Here is a 15,250-nt window from a genome sequence, read left to right on the forward strand (position 1 = left end):
CCAGGAGCGCGACCCCATATTGCCGGTGCCGGCGCCGATCCGCACGCCGGCAAGCGGAAAGACGGTCTCGGCCGGCAGGAAGGTCGCCGCCGCGATGACTGCGTCGTAGCGGCCGTCGCCGGCAGCCTCGATCAATTCCTCTCGCGTGCTGAGATCCGGCTGGTAGAAGAAATGGACGCGGCCGTGTTCGAGGCTGGCCTTGTTGCCGAGTGCGCCCGCATGAAAGCGACCACCCTTCGCTTCGATATGGGCCTGCACTTCGCTGGCATCGGGATTGCCGTCAGCTCCGAACCGCAGGCCGACCAGGTCGCAGATCAGCACGGCGTAGGCGCTCTCAGGGTCGACTGGCTGCATTGCCTGCGTAGTTGTGTTTGCGATCACGTCGTTTCCCCAAGCAAGAACGGAAAGGACTGCCGGTATGGCAGCACGCTCTGATTCAGAACCTATCCGCCCGGAAGGGTGTCAGATCGATCGCCGGCGGCAGACCAGCGGCAAGCTGCGACACGATCTTGCCGGTGACGGCGCCGCCAATCAGACCCTGATGTCCGTGGCCGAAGGCGTAGATGACGTTCCTCGCCCGCGATGACCGGTCGATGACCGGAATGCTGTCGGGCGTGCCCGGCCGATGTCCCATCCAGCGCGTGACCTCCCCGACCTCCAGTTTCCGGAACATCGGCCGCGCTTGTTTGAGGAGAACATCCGCCCGGTTCATGTTCGCGGGCGCCTTCAGGCCTGCGAATTCGACATTGCCGGCGATCCGCAGCCCGTCTTCCATCGGCGAAGCGACGAACTTGCGGTCGGCCGAAATGGTCTGGATGCGCAGGCCGGTATCGGCGCCCCTGACCATGATGTGGTAGCCGCGCTCGCTCTCGAGCGGAATGCGGTCGCCGAGCTTTCTGGCAAGATCGCCCGACCAGGCGCCGGCGCACAGCACCACGGTTTCGACCGGGATGCGTCCACCGCCTTCAAGCCGCAGTGCTGACGGACCGTTGGCGGCCATCTCGAAGCCGATTACTTTTGCCCGGGTAAAGCGAGCGCCCTGACGCGCCGCATGTTCGGCGAGCCTGGCGACAAGCCGGCCGGGATTCGGACACTGCCCCTGTTCGGGCAGGTAAACAGCGCCCTTGAAGATTGGCGCCAGGGCCGGTTCGAGCTGGCGGATTTCGTCGGCATCGAGGATGTCGACCTTGACGCCATGCTCGCGCCGCAGCCCGAGGCCATAGGCACCCTTGGACGGCCCATCCACCGTCTCGTGGACGAAGAGCTGGCCACGTTTCTGCAGTAGGTCCTCGCAGCCGGCCGCCTTGATCAGCGGCTCGTAGCATTCGAATGTGTAGCGATGCAGCGAACGCATCGCCGTCGATATCTCTTCCACACGCGGCTTGCGACTGGCGGCGAGGAAGCGCAGCAGCCAGGGCAGCGCGTGCGGCAGATAGGCCAGCCGCACGATCAACGGCCCTTCCGGATCGATCAACCATTTCGGCACATTGCGAAGCACGCCCGGCATCGAATTCGGGATGCAGGATCCCGGGCAGATGCCGCCGGCATTGCCGAAGGAGCACTGCTCCTCCGACCCCGGCAAGGCCGGATCGACCACCTCCACCGCAAAACCCTGCTCGAGCAGGTAATTCGCGGTGCAGACGCCGATGATGCCGGCGCCGATCACCGTCACCTTGCCGCGCCGGGTGCTTGTCGATGTCATGGCTATCGATCCGGAACGTGGCAAGTCAGGGCGCGATCGCGCTCGGCGTGCCGGCGCGGAAAGCCGGCAGCGAACGCGACACCATCTGCTGCAGCATGCGGAAGTCGGAGAGATAAGCCATGAAGCGATAGCCCATCTTGCGCATGTCGACGCCATAGGCGACCGAGCCGCAATGGATGCCCGGAATGACGCCGGCCTCCTTGCACTTGGCGGCGATGTATTCGATCGCCTCGTAGACCGCCGGATAGCGCGGATCGAAACCGGGCGCCTCACCCATGGTGACCGCAAGGTCCGACGGACCAACGAAGATGGCGTCGAGATTGGGCGTCTTCAGGATGTCTTCGAGATTCTTCACCGCCTGCTCGCTCTCGATCATCGCCATGGTGATGATCGTGTCGTTGGCGTGCTGGAAATAGTCCGCGCCGGCATAGAGCGAGGCGCGCAGCGGACCGACGCTGCGGCCGCCCTTGGGGAAATAACGGCAGGCCTTGACGAAGGCGTCTGCTTCCTCGGCGGTGTTGACCATCGGGCAGATTACGCCATAGGCGCCGGCATCGAGCACCTTGCCGATGATCGCCGGATCGTTCCACGGCACACGCACCATCGGCGTCGTGTCCGTCGTCGAGATCGCCTGCAGCATCGGCACGGCATCGACATAGTCGGTCGCGCCATGCTGGAGATCGATGGTCAGCGCGTCCCAGCCTTGCTGAGCCATCAGTTCAGCCGAGATAGACGACGGAATGCCGAGCCAACCCGTCACCACTTCGCCGCCGGCGGCCCAGATGTCCTTCACCTTATTCTTGCGCATTGCCTTCAGGTCCTTTGCTATTGTCGTGAGTTCAAAATCAGGTCCGCCGCTTTTTCAGCGATGGCGATGGTCGTGATGTTGGTGTTGGCGGCAACGATGGTCGGCATGATCGAGGCATCGACGACCCTAAGGCCTTGCACGCCGCGCACACGGCAATCGGCATCGAGCACCGCCAGCGGATCGCCGTCGGCGCCCATCTTGCAGGTGCCGGAGACATGCCAGCCCGACCAGACGGATTGCTTGACCCAATCGGCAATCAGCTCTTCACTCCCCAGCATTGCGTGGATGCGGTCGGTGGTACCGAACTTGCGCCTGAGCAAGGTCTCGCGGAAGAACGGCGCATAGTCGAAGAGATAGGCCGCGGTCGCGGTCTTCACCCAGTTCGACGGCTTGCGGACGCTAAGCGCGCGAGCCTCGTCGCTGTAGCCGGCCAGGAACCAGGTGTTGACGTGCTGCCGGACATCCGGCGTTTCCATGATCTTGCAAATGCGCTTGAAGCCATCGACCAGGCGCATCAGGTCGCGACCGTCGGAAGCCAGATTCAGATCGACGATCGGCTCTTCGGTCTGAACGGCCGACTTCAACGTCACGGTTCCGCGTGAGTAGGATTTGTTGACGCAGACATTGAGCGCGCCCATCGCCTTGCCAAGCGGATGCCAGCCGGCGCGGTTGACGGGCATCAGCAGCATGTCACCGGGATGGCAGTCGGCGTAATTGGATGAGTATCTGACACCCAGGAAGATGTGGCGCCGCTGACCAGGCCGCAAGCGCGCGGACTTCTTGAAATGCGCGCCGACGGCCAGATGCGGATGATCCGTTAGGTTCTCGCCGACGCCGGGGCGGTCGGCGATGACCTCGATGCCCAGCCGCTTCAGCTGCGCCGCCGGCCCGATGCCGGCGCGAAGCAGGATGGCCGGAGAATGCAGGGCGCCCGCTGAAACGATGGTCTCGTTGGCGCTGTAGGTCTTGGTCCGGCCGGCGATGGTGACCTTGGCGCCGGTGATGCGTGTTCCCTGGGTCACCAGCCCTTCGACGAAGGCATTGGCGAAGATATGCAGGTTCTTGCGGGCGCGCACGTCGCTGTCGAGATAGCCGATCGCTGTCGAAACGCGGCGGTCGTTCTCATTCGACAACGGCAGCGGGAACGAGCCATCCTCGAAGCTGCCATTGTAGTCCGGCCGGTAGGGATATTCGCCTTCCGTGGCCTTGAGGACGGATCTGGTGAAACCGGCCCAGTCCTGCGGAAAGACGCGGCGGATCGGAATACGGCCGGTCTTGTTGTGAAGATCGCCGTCGAAATCGAGATCGCGCTCGAGCTTCTTGAGGTAGGGCAGCATGCCGTCCCATCCCCATCCGGCGAGGCCGAGCCCTTCCCATTCGTCATAGTCGTGCGGCAGGCCGCGCACCGCGAACTGGCCGTTGATGCTGGAGCCGCCACCCATCACCTTGGCCTGCTCGAGCTTGGCCGTCTTGACCACTTGCGCATTCTGCTTCGGCGATCGGTTGAAGACGCGCAGTTCCGTCCAGTGGTACTTCGGGTCGAAGTAGGAAAGACCGGGATAGCTGTCGGCGATCACCTCGGGAACATCATCCGGCGGGGTGTCGGGCCCGGCCTCGAAAAGCGCCACCTGTTTGGTGCCGTTTTCCGAGAGACGGCTGGCAAGCACGGCTCCGGCCGAACCGCCGCCGACAATGATGTAATCGAATTGCATGTGCTTGCGCTCGCTCAGGCGTAGTTGGCCCAGATGGCCTTTTGGCGTAGGAACGCCTCGATGCCGGCACGGCCCATGTCCTTGCCGAAGCCGGACCCCTTGTAGCCGCCGGCCGGATAGGTGAACTCGGGGCCGCGGCCGTGCTGGTTGATCCAGACCATGCCGGCCTCGATCGAATCCGCCGCCTTGAGCGCTTTCTTCAGGTCAGTGGTATGGACGCTGGCGGCGAGCCCGTAGACCGGATGCGCCGCCTGGGCGAGGCCTTCGTCGAGATCGGCAAAGGTACGTACCGTCAGCACCGGACCAAAAAACTCTTCCTTGAAGCCGATATTGTCGTCGGAGACGTTCTCCAGGACCGTCGGGGCATAGAAGCTGCCTTCGTTGCGGCCTTCCAGCACCGTTCCGCCTGTGACCGCGGACGCGCCCTCACTGATGCTGGCGCGCACCATCGTGTCGATCCGCTCAAGCTGTTTGCGGCTGATGATCGGAGCAAAGGTCGTCGCCTCGTCCCAGGTCGGTCCTGCCTTGATAGCCTTGGTGCGGGCAATGACGCGCTCGACAAGTTCGTCGGCGATCTTGTCCTCGACGATCAGCCGCGACCCCGCCGTGCAGACCTGGCCGGCGTTGTCCATGAACGCAGCCGCGACACGGCCCGCCACCACATCGATATCGCCGGCATCGGCGAGCACCAGTTGCGGGCTCTTGCCGCCAAGCTCGAGCGTAACAGGCTTGATGCCGGACTGGGCCGCCAGCGTCATGATGGCGGCACCCGTCTGCGTCGAGCCGGTGAACGAGATCTTCAGGATATCGGGATGGCGCACGATCGCCGCCCCCGTCGTGTGGCCGTAGCCGTTGACGACATTGAAAAGGCCCGCCGGAACGCCTGCCCTTGCCGCAAGTTCCGCCAGCGCCAGAAGGCTGTGCGGGGTCAGTTCCGACGTCTTCATCACCACCGCATTGCCGGCGGCCAACGCCGGGGCGAACTTCCATGCCGCCGTGATCATCGGGAAATTCCAGGGGACGATCGCGCCGACAATGCCATAGGGCTCGTGCTTGACGATGCTGAGCGCATTCGCCTCGGTCGAGGTAACCGTGCCTTCGATCTTGTCGCAGAATTCGGCGTAATAGCGCACGACGCCGGCGGTGCGGACCGCATCGCGGGTGATGGTCATCGAGATCAGCCGGCTCGACCCCATCGCCTCCAACTGTCCGAGATAGGTGGCGTTCTCTTCGATCAACCCCGCGAAACGCATGAGCACGGCAGCGCGGTCGCGTGGCGCGATCTTCGCCCAGCGGCTCTGGGCCAAGGCTTTCTTGGCGGCGTCAACGGCCCGTTGCACCGCGGCCTCGCCACCATCGGCGATCATTCCCATGTGCTGGAGATCGGAAGGCCGCAAAACCTCGATTTCCGCGCCAGGCAGTTGAACATACTGCCCGCCAATGTGATGCCCCCTTGGAATAGCGACCGTGGCCGGATCAAAACTTAACGTCATTGATATGTTTCCTTATGCGGCCAGATCGAGGGGGCCGCATGAACTGGTGCGGTCCCTCTGCCGACGATGGCCACTTGACTGTTTCCGCGTGAAGCAGCGTGCCTTCAGCACGCCTTCTCCGCTTCACGCGCCTCGAGGAACGGGCGAAGCAGATCCGCCGATTCATGGAAGCGTCCGACAAATGTCTTCAGACGCGGATGTTCAGGGTGCAGCAGCACCTTGGAGGGCGGGCCCTGCTCGGCGACCCGCCCCTGATCGAGGAACACCACTCGATCAGCGACCTCGAAGGCAAAGCCCAGTTCATGGGTGACGATCACCATGGTCATGCCGCTCCTGGCCAGTTCGACCATAGCCTTCATGACTTCCCCGACCAGTTCGGGATCGAGCGCCGACGTCGGTTCGTCGAACAGCATTACCTTCGGCTGCATGGCCATTGCCCGGGCGATCGCCACGCGCTGCTGCTGGCCGCCGGAAAGCTGGCGCGGATATTTTTCAACATGCTGGGCCAGACCCATGACATCGAGAAGCTTCAGCGCCGTTTGACGCGCCTGCTCCTTTGGCTCCTTCTTGACGATGACCGGGCCTTCCATGACGTTCTCGAGCGCGGTCATGTGCGGAAAGAGATTGAACTGCTGGAAGACCATGCCGGTCTTGGAGCGAATGCGGTTGACCTCTTGAACCGGTATCTGGGCGCCCTTACCGTCGGCGTGCCTGTTGAACAGCGTCTCGTCATCGATGACGATGCTGCCACTGGTCGGAACATTGAGCAGGTTGATGCAGCGCAGCAGCGATGTCTTGCCCGATCCGCTGGCACCGATCAGCACCACCACCTCGCCTTCGACGACAGAGAGATCGATGCCGTTCAGAACGCGCTTGTCGCCGAATTTGAGACAGATGCCATCCAACCGCAGGACGGGCTTGTCGCTCTTGTCCGGCACAGCGTTTGATTGTGTGGCGTTCATTTTACGCTGGCCCCGCTTCTTTCGAGTTTCCGGGACAGCAGCGTCAACGGAACCAGGATGATCAGGAAGATGACGCCGACGGCGGTGTAAACTTCCATCGGCCGATAGGTGAAACTCGAGATGTAGCTGGCCTGATAGAGAAGGTCCGGGACCGTGATCATCGACAGAAGCGTCGTGTTCTTCATCTGGATGATCGACTGTCCGGCCAATGGCGGGATCATCTTGCGAAAAGCTTGCGGCAGTATGATCCGGCGCATGCGCTGGCCATAGGACATGCCGATCGCCGTCGCGGCATCCGTCTGGCCGGGGTCGACCGACTGGACGCCGGCGCGCAGGATTTCGGCATAGAACGACCCGACGTAGCAGCTCAGCCCGATGAAGCCGGCCCAGAATTTCGTGACATTGATGCCGGCGAAGATCGGGAAAGCGTAGTAGACCCACAGCAGCGTGACGAGCAGCGGGATATTGCGGAAGAACTCGACATAGATCTGGCCGAGTACGACCAGCGGCTTGAAGGTGCTCAGTTGGATAAGCCCGATGAACAGGCCAATCAGCATGCCCGCGCCGATCGTGATGACGGTAAAGTAGAGCGTCATCAGGAGGCCCTGCCAGAGCAGCCCGATATTGTTGGTTATGACAGAGTAGTCGAACAGCATGTTGTCCTCACTGGTGCGATGCACGTCCAGCCTGGGAGACGCGCCAGTGGAAGCCTGACCGCCGCGTCATGCTGCGGCCAGGCTGTTGCGATCAGAAGCTGAAGCCAGCCGGCAGGATCGACAGGTCGATGCCGCGGGCTTCCCATGCGCGGGCAAGCTTGCCCTGGGCGAGGCCGAGCGAACGCTCTTGCAGGATCCAGTTGGTCAGGAAGTTGATGAAGCCGGCATTGCCCGGCTTGCGCGCCACAGCGAGCGTGGCGGGATTGCGCAGGATCGGCTCAGGCAACGACACGTTGCCGATCTTCTGGTTGGTGATCTGCAGCGCGTCGAAGACCGAGAAGACAACGCCATCGGCGCGGCCAGCCTGGAGTTCCATCAGTGCCAGGCCGCGATCCTCGACCGGCGTGATCTTGGCTTTCGGCAGCAAGGCCTCGGCCACGACCTGCATGGTGCTGCCCTTCTGCACGACGACGGTCTTGTCCGGCGAATTGAGTTCCGCCCACGTCTTGACCGGCTTGCCGGGAGGCGTCAGCACGGCCCAGGCGTCGGTGAACAGCGGCTCCCACAGATAGTCGACGACAAGGCCGCGCTTCGGGTTCGGGTTGACGCCGATGGCGATGTCGATCTTGTTGGACTGGAAGTCGGCGGCCAGGTTGCCCCATGTCGTCTCAACGGGCTCAAGTTTGACGCCGAGTTGGGTCGCGATTTCGCCGAGAAATTCGTAGTAGAAGCCGCTCCACTGTCCGGTGGCCGGGTCCTTGATGTAGCCCGGCTCCTCGCCGGTCATCACCGGCACCTTCAGGACACCGCTGGCGCGGATTTGGTCGATGACGGCGGATGGATTGTCGTCCGCCGAAGCGGCGATAGGCGCCGTGAGCAGACCGAGGCCAATGGTCAAGGCGGCCATGAACGTACGCATTACTGTCAGTTTCATTTCATTCCCCTTTTCTGAGTTATTGGGTGGTTACCGGCTTAGGAAGCCCTGCGAGAGGGGGTCGCCGTTCTCGAAGTAGATTGTCTGGGTCGAAGTGATGAAGGCGGAGCCTTCGATCTCGATGATCATCGCCTCGCGGCCATCCTCCTTGACGCGCCGTCGCAGGCGCGCCTCGAACGGAATGCCGAAGATATTTTTTGCATGGTAGGTTTGATCGGGGCCGATCAGGCGCTTCTCCAACAGATATGTCAGGCGCGCCGAAGTCCCCGTGCCGCAAGGCGAACGGTCGAACTTGTTCGATTCCAGCACCAGAAAATGCGTCGCCGACGTCTCGCTGTCGGCGTCATAGAAAAGCACGCTCGGCGCGGCGGCCCCGGCCAACAGCGGCAGATCCTTCGTCGCCGCCTTGATCGCGTCCTTGATCGTGGCGCCGGCCTGCATCAAGGCCGACGCGTTGTCCGGGACAAGCTGGAAGCCAAGCGAGGCCGCGTCGACCAGCGCATACCACATGCCGGCATAGACGATGGCGGCATCAACCGTGCCGACGCCTTCGACGGCAACGCTCAGATGCTCCAGCCCGACATAGCTTGGCACGTTGGCAATCCGCACCCGATCGAGGGAGCCGTTCTGGTTCCAGCGCAGATGAGCCGTCACGATGCCGGCCGGCGTTTCCAGCGTGAAGCTGTCACCCGTTTCAGCGCTGATCTGCCCGCTAAAGGCCAGCGTCCTGGCAAAGCCGATCGTGCCGTGACCGCACATGTCGAGGTAGACATAGGACGAGATGAAGAACGCGCCATAGTCGGCGACATCCGAGGCGACCGGGACCAGACCGACCATGGCCGCATGACCTCGCGGCTCGTGCAGCAGCGCTGGGCGCAGATGATCGAAATGCCGGCGAAAATGGTCCCGCTTCTCCCGCACGGTCGAGCCGGCAAGTCTTGGGACGCCGTTGAGAATAACCCGCGTAGGGTGACCGGCGGTATGGGAATCAATGACACTGAACGCTGACGAGAAGGTGGACACGACCTAACCCTCTCCGAAGGCATCGCGAATGCCGGCCCGCATGCTTTGCCAGATTTCCCGAATGAGGCTTTCGGTCATCGCCTTGGCGCTTTCGCCGTCGCCATCGGTGATCGCGTCGTAGATGCGGGCCGTGTCATCCAGGGACAGCTGGATGATCTTGGGATCCTGCTCATAGGCGTGATAGCGGTATCGCAGGGCCTGCTTTTCCAGCCCGCCAAGCAGGCGCGTCAGCGTCCTGTTGCCGGCCAGGGTGTAGGTCAGGAAAGAGCCGCGCACGTCAACAATGAAGAACTGCCGCGCATCGTTCCTGGCCTGGGCCTGCTTCAGCTCGGACAGCAGGTTCTTGAACTCGGTTTTCTTTTCAATGTCGGCGGATTCGGCGGCCTGCTTGGCGACCAGCCCTTCGAGTTCGATGCGGCAGGTATAGACCTCGTCGAAATCGCGCTGCGACATTGGCGAGACCCAGATGCCACGCCTGGCTTCACGCATCACCAGGCCGTCGCGCTCCAGCAGCCGCAGCGCCTCGCGCACCGGTGACCGGCTGACGCCATAGCGCTCGGCGACCATTTCCTCGGTCAACCGCTCCCGGGATTTGATGCGGCCGAAGATGATCTCTTCCTCCAGCATCTCCGCGAGGTTCTCGGGAATGGCGACCGACAATTTCTGGATGCGCGCTAAAATCATGTCGACACCATACTGTATACAATGTACAGGTCAAGCCATCGCGGACATTTTCTTTCGACGCGCAGTTTGCCGGCGGCCATTCCGCGGACCGCCGGGCTGGAAAGGGCCAGGACATGTATCCAGAGACGATCGAGTTGTTGATTGACGGCGTGTGGTGCCAGGGATCGGACGGCAAGTCCGAAACGCTGATCAATCCCGCCACGGAGGAAGCGCTGGCAATCGTGCCGCATGCGACGGAGGCCGACCTCGACCACGCTCTCGCAGCATCGGCAAAAGGCTTCAAGCTGTGGAAGGCGATGACCGCGATGCAGCGGTGGGCGATCATGGACAAGGCGGCCGATCTCATAGAGCAGCGCAAGGACACCATCGCCCGCATACTGACGATGGAAAACGGCAAGGCACTGGCCGAAGCCACCGGCGAGGTGCAGTTCGCCGCCGACGCGACGCGCTGGTATGCCGAGGAAGGCAAACGCGCCTATGGGCGCATCGTCCCAGCCCGGCTGCCCGGCGTGCGGCAGATGGTGTTCAAGGAGCCGGTCGGCCCGGTCATCGCTTTCGCCGCCTGGAATTTTCCGGCCAGCAATGTGATCCGCAAGATCGCGGGTGCGCTCGGCGCCGGCTGCTCGATCATCCTCAAGCCGGCGGAGGAAACACCTGGAACGGCCGTCGCCATCGCCCGCTGCTTCCAGGACGCCGGGCTGCCGGCGGGCGTGCTCAACATCGTCTTCGGCGAGCCGGCCAAGGTCTCGTCCTATCTCGTCGCCTCGCCGATCCCCAAGAAGGTCTCGCTGACCGGATCGACGGCCGTTGGAAAGCTTTTGCAGAAACAGGCTGCGGATACGCTGAAGCGCTGCACCATGGAGCTTGGCGGCCACGCTCCCGTCATCGTCTATGAGGATGCCGACCTCGAAAAGACACTCGATACGGTCGTGACCTTCAAGTTCCGCAATGCTGGCCAGGTATGCACCTCGCCGACCCGTTTTTACGTGCATCAGGCTATCTATGACCGCTTCATCGACGGCTTCGCCTCACGCACCGAAAAGCTCAAGATCGGCAACGGCCTCGACGCGAGCGTGCAGATGGGGCCAATGATCGCTCCCCGCCGGCTCGATGCCATGGACGCCCTGGTCAGCGATGCCACGACAAAGGGGGCCACCGTCGTCACCGGCGGCAAGCGCATCGGCAACAAGGGCTATTTCTTTGCTCCGACGCTGCTGCGGGACGTGCCGGACACGGCGCGCATCATGTCGGAAGAGCCGTTCGGGCCGATCGCGCCTACAACGACGTTCTCAAACTTCGACGACATGATCGAGCGGGCAAATTCCCTGCGTTACGGGCTGGCCTCCTTTGTCTTCACCCGCAATCTCAGCCTTGCCCAGAAGACGGAAATGGCGCTGGAAGCCGGCATGGTGGGCGTCAACCACATGATGGTATCGACGCCGGAAACGCCTTTCGGCGGCGTCAATGAATCCGGCTATGGCTCGGAGAGCGGCATCGAAGGCCTCGACGCCTATCTGCGGACGAAATTCGTGACCGAAATGTAGAGCGTTCCAACGAGCGGGCGTCCGCGCTCGGCGGGTGGTCCAGGCGACTCAAGCAGTTGCTACAGCCAGCCGCGAGTCGCCGCGCCGGCACTTCGTCGTGCCTACATGTGAAGCATATATGCAACACTGCGCATGTTTTGTACGCAAAGCACGACATATGCGTCTAGTGACAGGACGTGTCGATTTAGGCTCGACTGGTCTTTACCATTTCCCGATCTCGCGACAACGCTTCCCACATGGCGCTTCCGCCGGTGTGAGAGAAGGTACATGTCTTTGTCTGACGAGCCCCAATATGCGTCCCTAACGCCGACGGTTGTCCAAATTCGCTGGAAGGTGCCAACTGAGTTCCCGGCTTGTCCGGAGATCGTCTCAGAACATGCACTGGAGGAGTACGCCGCCCGCCTTACGTTCGGCAGCGTGTTCGCTCAGAACGGTTACAATAGGAGCTTGGTGGTGAATTCCTGTCTCACGGGCGACAGCCTTGTTGTGCTCACGCGGTTCGGGGACGAGGCCGTCAAAGACTGGGCGGTGGCGCATGTCTCGATCAAAGGTCGCTTCTTCTGTCACCGGAGTGAGGCCACCTTCTTCGAACTTCAGGGTGCCTTGAAGCACTTTTGTGAGCTGACTGGACAGGAGTATGGCGATCCGATCGACGACTATTGTTGACGGCCTGAGAGAGCCCTTCCGACCGGAGTCAAAGAGCCGCTTATCCCCGAGCTCCCTTTGAAGACCCGAAACTATCTATGCCCCGCTCCAGGTGGACAATACAGACATCGACGAGATCGTAGCGCCGGGCGCGATAGCGTGGTTCGTTTACGATGCGCCTTGCCATAGCTGGCGGCAAACAATGGAAAAGGCTTACACGGCCAATCTTGCCATCGCGGATGCGCAAAGAGTACGCGCGGCGCAATATGTGCGCATGTCGACCGAGCATCAGAGCTACTCCATCGACAACCAGAAAGATGCCATTGGCATGTTCAAACATCGACAGACCAATCGCACGGCGGATTGACCTGCGATAGTCTGGGCGAGCCGAAAGCAGGAGCATGCACTCCCGCTATTATTATTGACCGACCGGTCGGATTATGCAAACCTATCTGGAATGCTCGTCCACGGTACGTTCGAACGAGATTTGGGAGGAAGCCATTGAACCCGTCCGAGACAGTGCTTGTCGCGGTCAGCGACGGCGTCATGACATTGACGCTGAACCGCCCCGGCAAACTGAATTCGTTCAATGAGGAAATGCATCGGGCCCTCAGGGCGCAGATCGAGCGAGCCCATGATGATGCAACGATCCGTGCCGTGCTGCTTACAGGTGCTGGACGCGCTTTTTGCGCGGGGCAGGATCTGGGAGACCGCGACCCCCGCAATTCGACCGAAGCACCGGACCTGGGTTACACGATCGAGACCTTCTACAACCCGCTGTTGCGGCTGATACGCAGCCTGGACAAACCCGTCGTTTGTGCCGTCAACGGCGTCGCGGCGGGAGCCGGAGCCAACATCGCACTGGCCTGCGATATCGTCATCGCGGCACGCTCGGCCAAGTTCATCCAGGCTTTCTCGAAGATCGGCCTGTTGCCGGACTCGGGCGGCACGTGGAGCCTGCCGCGCCTGCTTGGCGAGGCGCGGGCCAAGGGTCTCGCCATGACGGCGGAGCCGCTGCCGGCCGAGACAGCGGCAGCGTGGGGAATGATCTGGAAAGTCTCTGATGATGATAAGCTGATGGACGAGGCGCTGGCGCTGGCCGGGCAGCTAGCCGCCGGGCCTACATACGGCCTCGGCCTGATCAAGCAGGCCATCCAGGCCGCGGCAGTCAACACTCTGGATCAGCAGTTGGATCTCGAACGTGACCTGCAGCGCAAGGCCGGGCGAAGTGCCGACTACGCCGAAGGCGTTGCCGCTTTCCTCGACAAGCGGTCGGCGGAGTTCAAGGGCAAATGACTGTCGACCTGAACGACCCGGTAGCGGTCGCCAAGGCATCGGCCGATGCGATGTGGAAGAACGATCGTGCCTCGCAAAATCTCGGCATGACCCTGGACCACGTGGCGCCTGGCACGGCCACGCTCTCCTTTACCGTTACGCGAATCATGACCAACGGGCATGACACCTGTCACGGCGGCTACATGTTCACGCTGGCCGACTCGGCATTCGCCTTTGCCTGCAACAGCTACAACCGCCATGCCGTCGCACAACACTGTACTGTCGCGTTCCTGAGGCCGGCCTTTGCCGGAGACAGGTTGACGGCTGTCGCGCGCGAAATTTCGTCGATGGGCCGCAATGGCATCTACGACGTCCGGATCACGAACCAGAATGGTGAGCCTGTCGCGGAGTTTCGTGGCCATTCCCGAACGATCAAAGGGACGCATTTGCCCACCCCTGCCTGACGGCGGCCGAGAGAGCATTTGGAGGAGTGTTCAATGGAAGATCTTGCGCCTCGCCCAGGCGACCTCGAGCCGATCGAAACGGCGTCGCGCGACGAGATTACGGGCTTGCAGCTCAAGCGTCTGAAGTCGACCTTGGCCCATGCCTATGCGAACTCGCCGCACTACCGGGCCAAGTTCGATGACGCCGGGGTGCATCCGGATGACCTCAAGACGCCCGGGGATCTCGCCAGGTTTCCGTTCACGACGAAGAAGGATTTGCGGGACACCTATCCGTTTGGAATGTTCGCCGTGCCGCGCGAAAAGTTGGTGCGCATCCACGCCTCCTCCGGCACGACGGGCAAGCCGACCGTCGTCGGATACACCAGGAACGACATCGATGTCTGGGCCTCGGTCGTGGCGCGTTCCATTCGGGCATCGGGCGGGCGGCCCGGCGATATCTGCCATATCGCGTATGGCTATGGCCTCTTCACCGGCGGCCTGGGCGCACACTATGGGGCCGAGAAGCTCGGCTGCACGGTGGTGCCCATCTCCGGAGGCATGACCGAACGCCAGGTGACATTGATCCAGGATTTCAGGCCGCGCATCATCATGGTCACGCCCTCCTACATGCTGTCGATCCTGGATGAATATCGCCGCCTTGGCCTCGACCCGAGGGAGTCGTCCCTGGTCGTGGGTATCTTCGGCGCCGAGCCCTGGACGAATGCCATGAGGCAGGAGATCGAGAAGGATTTCGACATGCATGCGGTCGATATCTACGGCCTTTCCGAGGTGATGGGGCCGGGCGTGGCCAATGAGTGCGTCGAGACGAAGGACGGGCTGCATGTCTGGGAGGATCATTTCTATCCCGAGATCATCAACCCGGAAACGGGAGACGTGCTGCCGGACGGCGAACTGGGCGAACTGGTCTTTACCTCGCTCACGAAGGAAGCCCTGCCGATCATCCGTTATCGCACCCGCGACCTGACGCGGCTGTTGCCGGGCACAGCGCGCTCGATGCGACGGATCGAGAAGATCACCGGCCGCTCGGACGACATGATGATCCTGCGAGGCGTCAATGTGTTCCCGACCCAGATCGAGGAACAGATCCTGAAATGCAGTGGCCTGGCGCCTCATTTCCAGATCGAATTGACGCGCTCCGGCAGAATGGACGACATGGTGGTGCATGTCGAAGCGATGCCGCACGCAACGGGCGGAGCCGAGCGTTCGGCGTCCGCGAAGGAACTTGCGCATCACATCAAAAGCGTGGTTGGGGTAAGCACCAAGATCAAGGTTGGTGATCCGGATTCCGTCGAGCGGTCGGCAGGCAAGGCTAAACGCGTCGTCGACAACAGGCCAAAAGGATAGGCCC

Annotated in this window: 15 protein-coding genes and 1 pseudogene; 6 read left to right on the forward strand and 10 right to left on the reverse strand. The window is 62.2% G+C overall.

The window, feature by feature from the left end:
• The 10 genes and pseudogenes from ABVQ20_RS30860 to ABVQ20_RS30905 form a co-directional block, all read right to left on the reverse strand.
• Positions 1-381, reverse strand: a pseudogene (locus tag ABVQ20_RS30860) (NAD(P)-dependent oxidoreductase); the annotation flags it as partial.
• A gap of 55 nt (positions 382-436) precedes the next feature.
• Positions 437-1,702: an NAD(P)/FAD-dependent oxidoreductase gene (locus ABVQ20_RS30865; protein ID WP_354463478.1), complete on the reverse strand. Its 1,266-nt coding sequence runs from the start codon at positions 1,700-1,702 to the stop codon at positions 437-439.
• 25 nt (positions 1,703-1,727) lie between these two features.
• On the reverse strand, positions 1,728-2,510 hold the full coding sequence (locus ABVQ20_RS30870; RefSeq protein ID WP_354463479.1) for an HpcH/HpaI aldolase family protein: 783 nt from the start codon (positions 2,508-2,510) through the stop codon (positions 1,728-1,730).
• Between the two features lie 17 nt (positions 2,511-2,527).
• On the reverse strand, positions 2,528-4,222 hold the full coding sequence (locus ABVQ20_RS30875) for a GMC family oxidoreductase (protein WP_354463480.1): 1,695 nt from the start codon (positions 4,220-4,222) through the stop codon (positions 2,528-2,530).
• 14 nt (positions 4,223-4,236) lie between these two features.
• Positions 4,237-5,715, reverse strand: a complete 1,479-nt coding sequence (locus tag ABVQ20_RS30880; RefSeq protein WP_354463481.1) for an aldehyde dehydrogenase family protein — start codon at positions 5,713-5,715, stop codon at positions 4,237-4,239.
• Between the two features lie 104 nt (positions 5,716-5,819).
• Positions 5,820-6,677 carry an amino acid ABC transporter ATP-binding protein gene (locus ABVQ20_RS30885; RefSeq protein ID WP_354463482.1) on the reverse strand — a complete coding sequence of 286 codons (858 nt, stop codon included), beginning with the start codon at positions 6,675-6,677 and terminating at the stop codon, positions 5,820-5,822.
• Positions 6,674-7,333, reverse strand: coding sequence for an amino acid ABC transporter permease (locus ABVQ20_RS30890; RefSeq protein WP_354463483.1), 660 nt, complete (start codon positions 7,331-7,333; stop codon positions 6,674-6,676). Before ABVQ20_RS30890 ends, ABVQ20_RS30885 begins: the two co-directional genes overlap by 4 nt.
• A 91-nt stretch (positions 7,334-7,424) precedes the next feature.
• The gene (locus ABVQ20_RS30895; RefSeq protein WP_354463484.1) at positions 7,425-8,267 is read right to left on the reverse strand and encodes a transporter substrate-binding domain-containing protein; all 843 of its coding nucleotides are present in this window, start codon (positions 8,265-8,267) and stop codon (positions 7,425-7,427) included.
• A 30-nt stretch (positions 8,268-8,297) separates the two neighbouring features.
• A complete protein-coding gene (locus tag ABVQ20_RS30900; RefSeq protein ID WP_354463485.1) occupies positions 8,298-9,290 on the reverse strand; it encodes a proline racemase family protein in 993 nt (330 codons plus the stop codon).
• A 3-nt stretch (positions 9,291-9,293) separates the two neighbouring features.
• A complete protein-coding gene (locus tag ABVQ20_RS30905; protein ID WP_354463486.1) occupies positions 9,294-9,974 on the reverse strand; it encodes a GntR family transcriptional regulator in 681 nt (226 codons plus the stop codon).
• 113 nt (positions 9,975-10,087) lie between these two features.
• On the opposite strand from ABVQ20_RS30905, the gene ABVQ20_RS30910 reads away from it, so the two are divergent.
• The 6 genes from ABVQ20_RS30910 to paaK all read left to right on the forward strand — a co-directional run bounded on the left by ABVQ20_RS30910 (position 10,088) and on the right by paaK (position 15,246).
• Positions 10,088-11,518 (forward strand): NAD-dependent succinate-semialdehyde dehydrogenase, encoded by a 1,431-nt coding sequence (locus ABVQ20_RS30910; RefSeq protein WP_354463487.1) that lies wholly within the window; start codon positions 10,088-10,090, stop codon positions 11,516-11,518.
• A 267-nt stretch (positions 11,519-11,785) separates the two neighbouring features.
• Positions 11,786-12,184, forward strand: a complete 399-nt coding sequence (locus ABVQ20_RS30915; RefSeq protein ID WP_354463488.1) for a hypothetical protein — start codon at positions 11,786-11,788, stop codon at positions 12,182-12,184.
• Positions 12,185-12,275: 91 nt separating this feature from the next.
• Positions 12,276-12,530, forward strand: coding sequence for a hypothetical protein (locus tag ABVQ20_RS30920; RefSeq protein WP_354463489.1), 255 nt, complete (start codon positions 12,276-12,278; stop codon positions 12,528-12,530).
• 134 nt (positions 12,531-12,664) lie between these two features.
• Complete coding sequence (gene paaG, locus ABVQ20_RS30925) at positions 12,665-13,459, forward strand: 2-(1,2-epoxy-1,2-dihydrophenyl)acetyl-CoA isomerase PaaG (RefSeq protein WP_354463490.1); 795 nt, start codon at positions 12,665-12,667, stop codon at positions 13,457-13,459.
• A complete protein-coding gene (paaI, locus tag ABVQ20_RS30930) occupies positions 13,456-13,902 on the forward strand; it encodes a hydroxyphenylacetyl-CoA thioesterase PaaI (RefSeq protein WP_354463491.1) in 447 nt (148 codons plus the stop codon). Before paaG ends, paaI begins: the two co-directional genes overlap by 4 nt.
• A 33-nt stretch (positions 13,903-13,935) precedes the next feature.
• Positions 13,936-15,246: a phenylacetate--CoA ligase PaaK gene (paaK, locus tag ABVQ20_RS30935; RefSeq protein WP_354463492.1), complete on the forward strand. Its 1,311-nt coding sequence runs from the start codon at positions 13,936-13,938 to the stop codon at positions 15,244-15,246.
• Positions 15,247-15,250 lie beyond the last annotated feature (4 nt).

Source organism: Mesorhizobium shangrilense, assembly GCF_040537815.1.
Classification (GTDB): Bacteria; Pseudomonadota; Alphaproteobacteria; order Rhizobiales; family Rhizobiaceae; genus Mesorhizobium; species Mesorhizobium shangrilense.

What these genes read in the sequence shown, in the direction of transcription:
- ABVQ20_RS30875 (WP_354463480.1), bottom strand. Translation starts at nt 4,222, where the DNA reads ATGCAATTCGATTACATCATTGTCGGCGGCGGTTCGGCCGGAGCCGTG.
- ABVQ20_RS30915 (WP_354463488.1), top strand. Translation starts at nt 11,786, where the DNA reads ATGTCTTTGTCTGACGAGCCCCAATATGCGTCCCTAACGCCGACGGTT.
- ABVQ20_RS30880 (WP_354463481.1), bottom strand. Translation starts at nt 5,715, where the DNA reads ATGACGTTAAGTTTTGATCCGGCCACGGTCGCTATTCCAAGGGGGCAT.
- ABVQ20_RS30895 (WP_354463484.1), bottom strand. Translation starts at nt 8,267, where the DNA reads ATGAAACTGACAGTAATGCGTACGTTCATGGCCGCCTTGACCATTGGC.
- ABVQ20_RS30870 (WP_354463479.1), bottom strand. Translation starts at nt 2,510, where the DNA reads ATGCGCAAGAATAAGGTGAAGGACATCTGGGCCGCCGGCGGCGAAGTG.
- paaI (WP_354463491.1), top strand. Translation starts at nt 13,456, where the DNA reads ATGACTGTCGACCTGAACGACCCGGTAGCGGTCGCCAAGGCATCGGCC.
- ABVQ20_RS30890 (WP_354463483.1), bottom strand. Translation starts at nt 7,333, where the DNA reads ATGCTGTTCGACTACTCTGTCATAACCAACAATATCGGGCTGCTCTGG.
- paaK (WP_354463492.1), top strand. Translation starts at nt 13,936, where the DNA reads ATGGAAGATCTTGCGCCTCGCCCAGGCGACCTCGAGCCGATCGAAACG.
- ABVQ20_RS30910 (WP_354463487.1), top strand. Translation starts at nt 10,088, where the DNA reads ATGTATCCAGAGACGATCGAGTTGTTGATTGACGGCGTGTGGTGCCAG.
- ABVQ20_RS30865 (WP_354463478.1), bottom strand. Translation starts at nt 1,702, where the DNA reads ATGACATCGACAAGCACCCGGCGCGGCAAGGTGACGGTGATCGGCGCC.
- ABVQ20_RS30885 (WP_354463482.1), bottom strand. Translation starts at nt 6,677, where the DNA reads ATGAACGCCACACAATCAAACGCTGTGCCGGACAAGAGCGACAAGCCC.
- ABVQ20_RS30905 (WP_354463486.1), bottom strand. Translation starts at nt 9,974, where the DNA reads ATGATTTTAGCGCGCATCCAGAAATTGTCGGTCGCCATTCCCGAGAAC.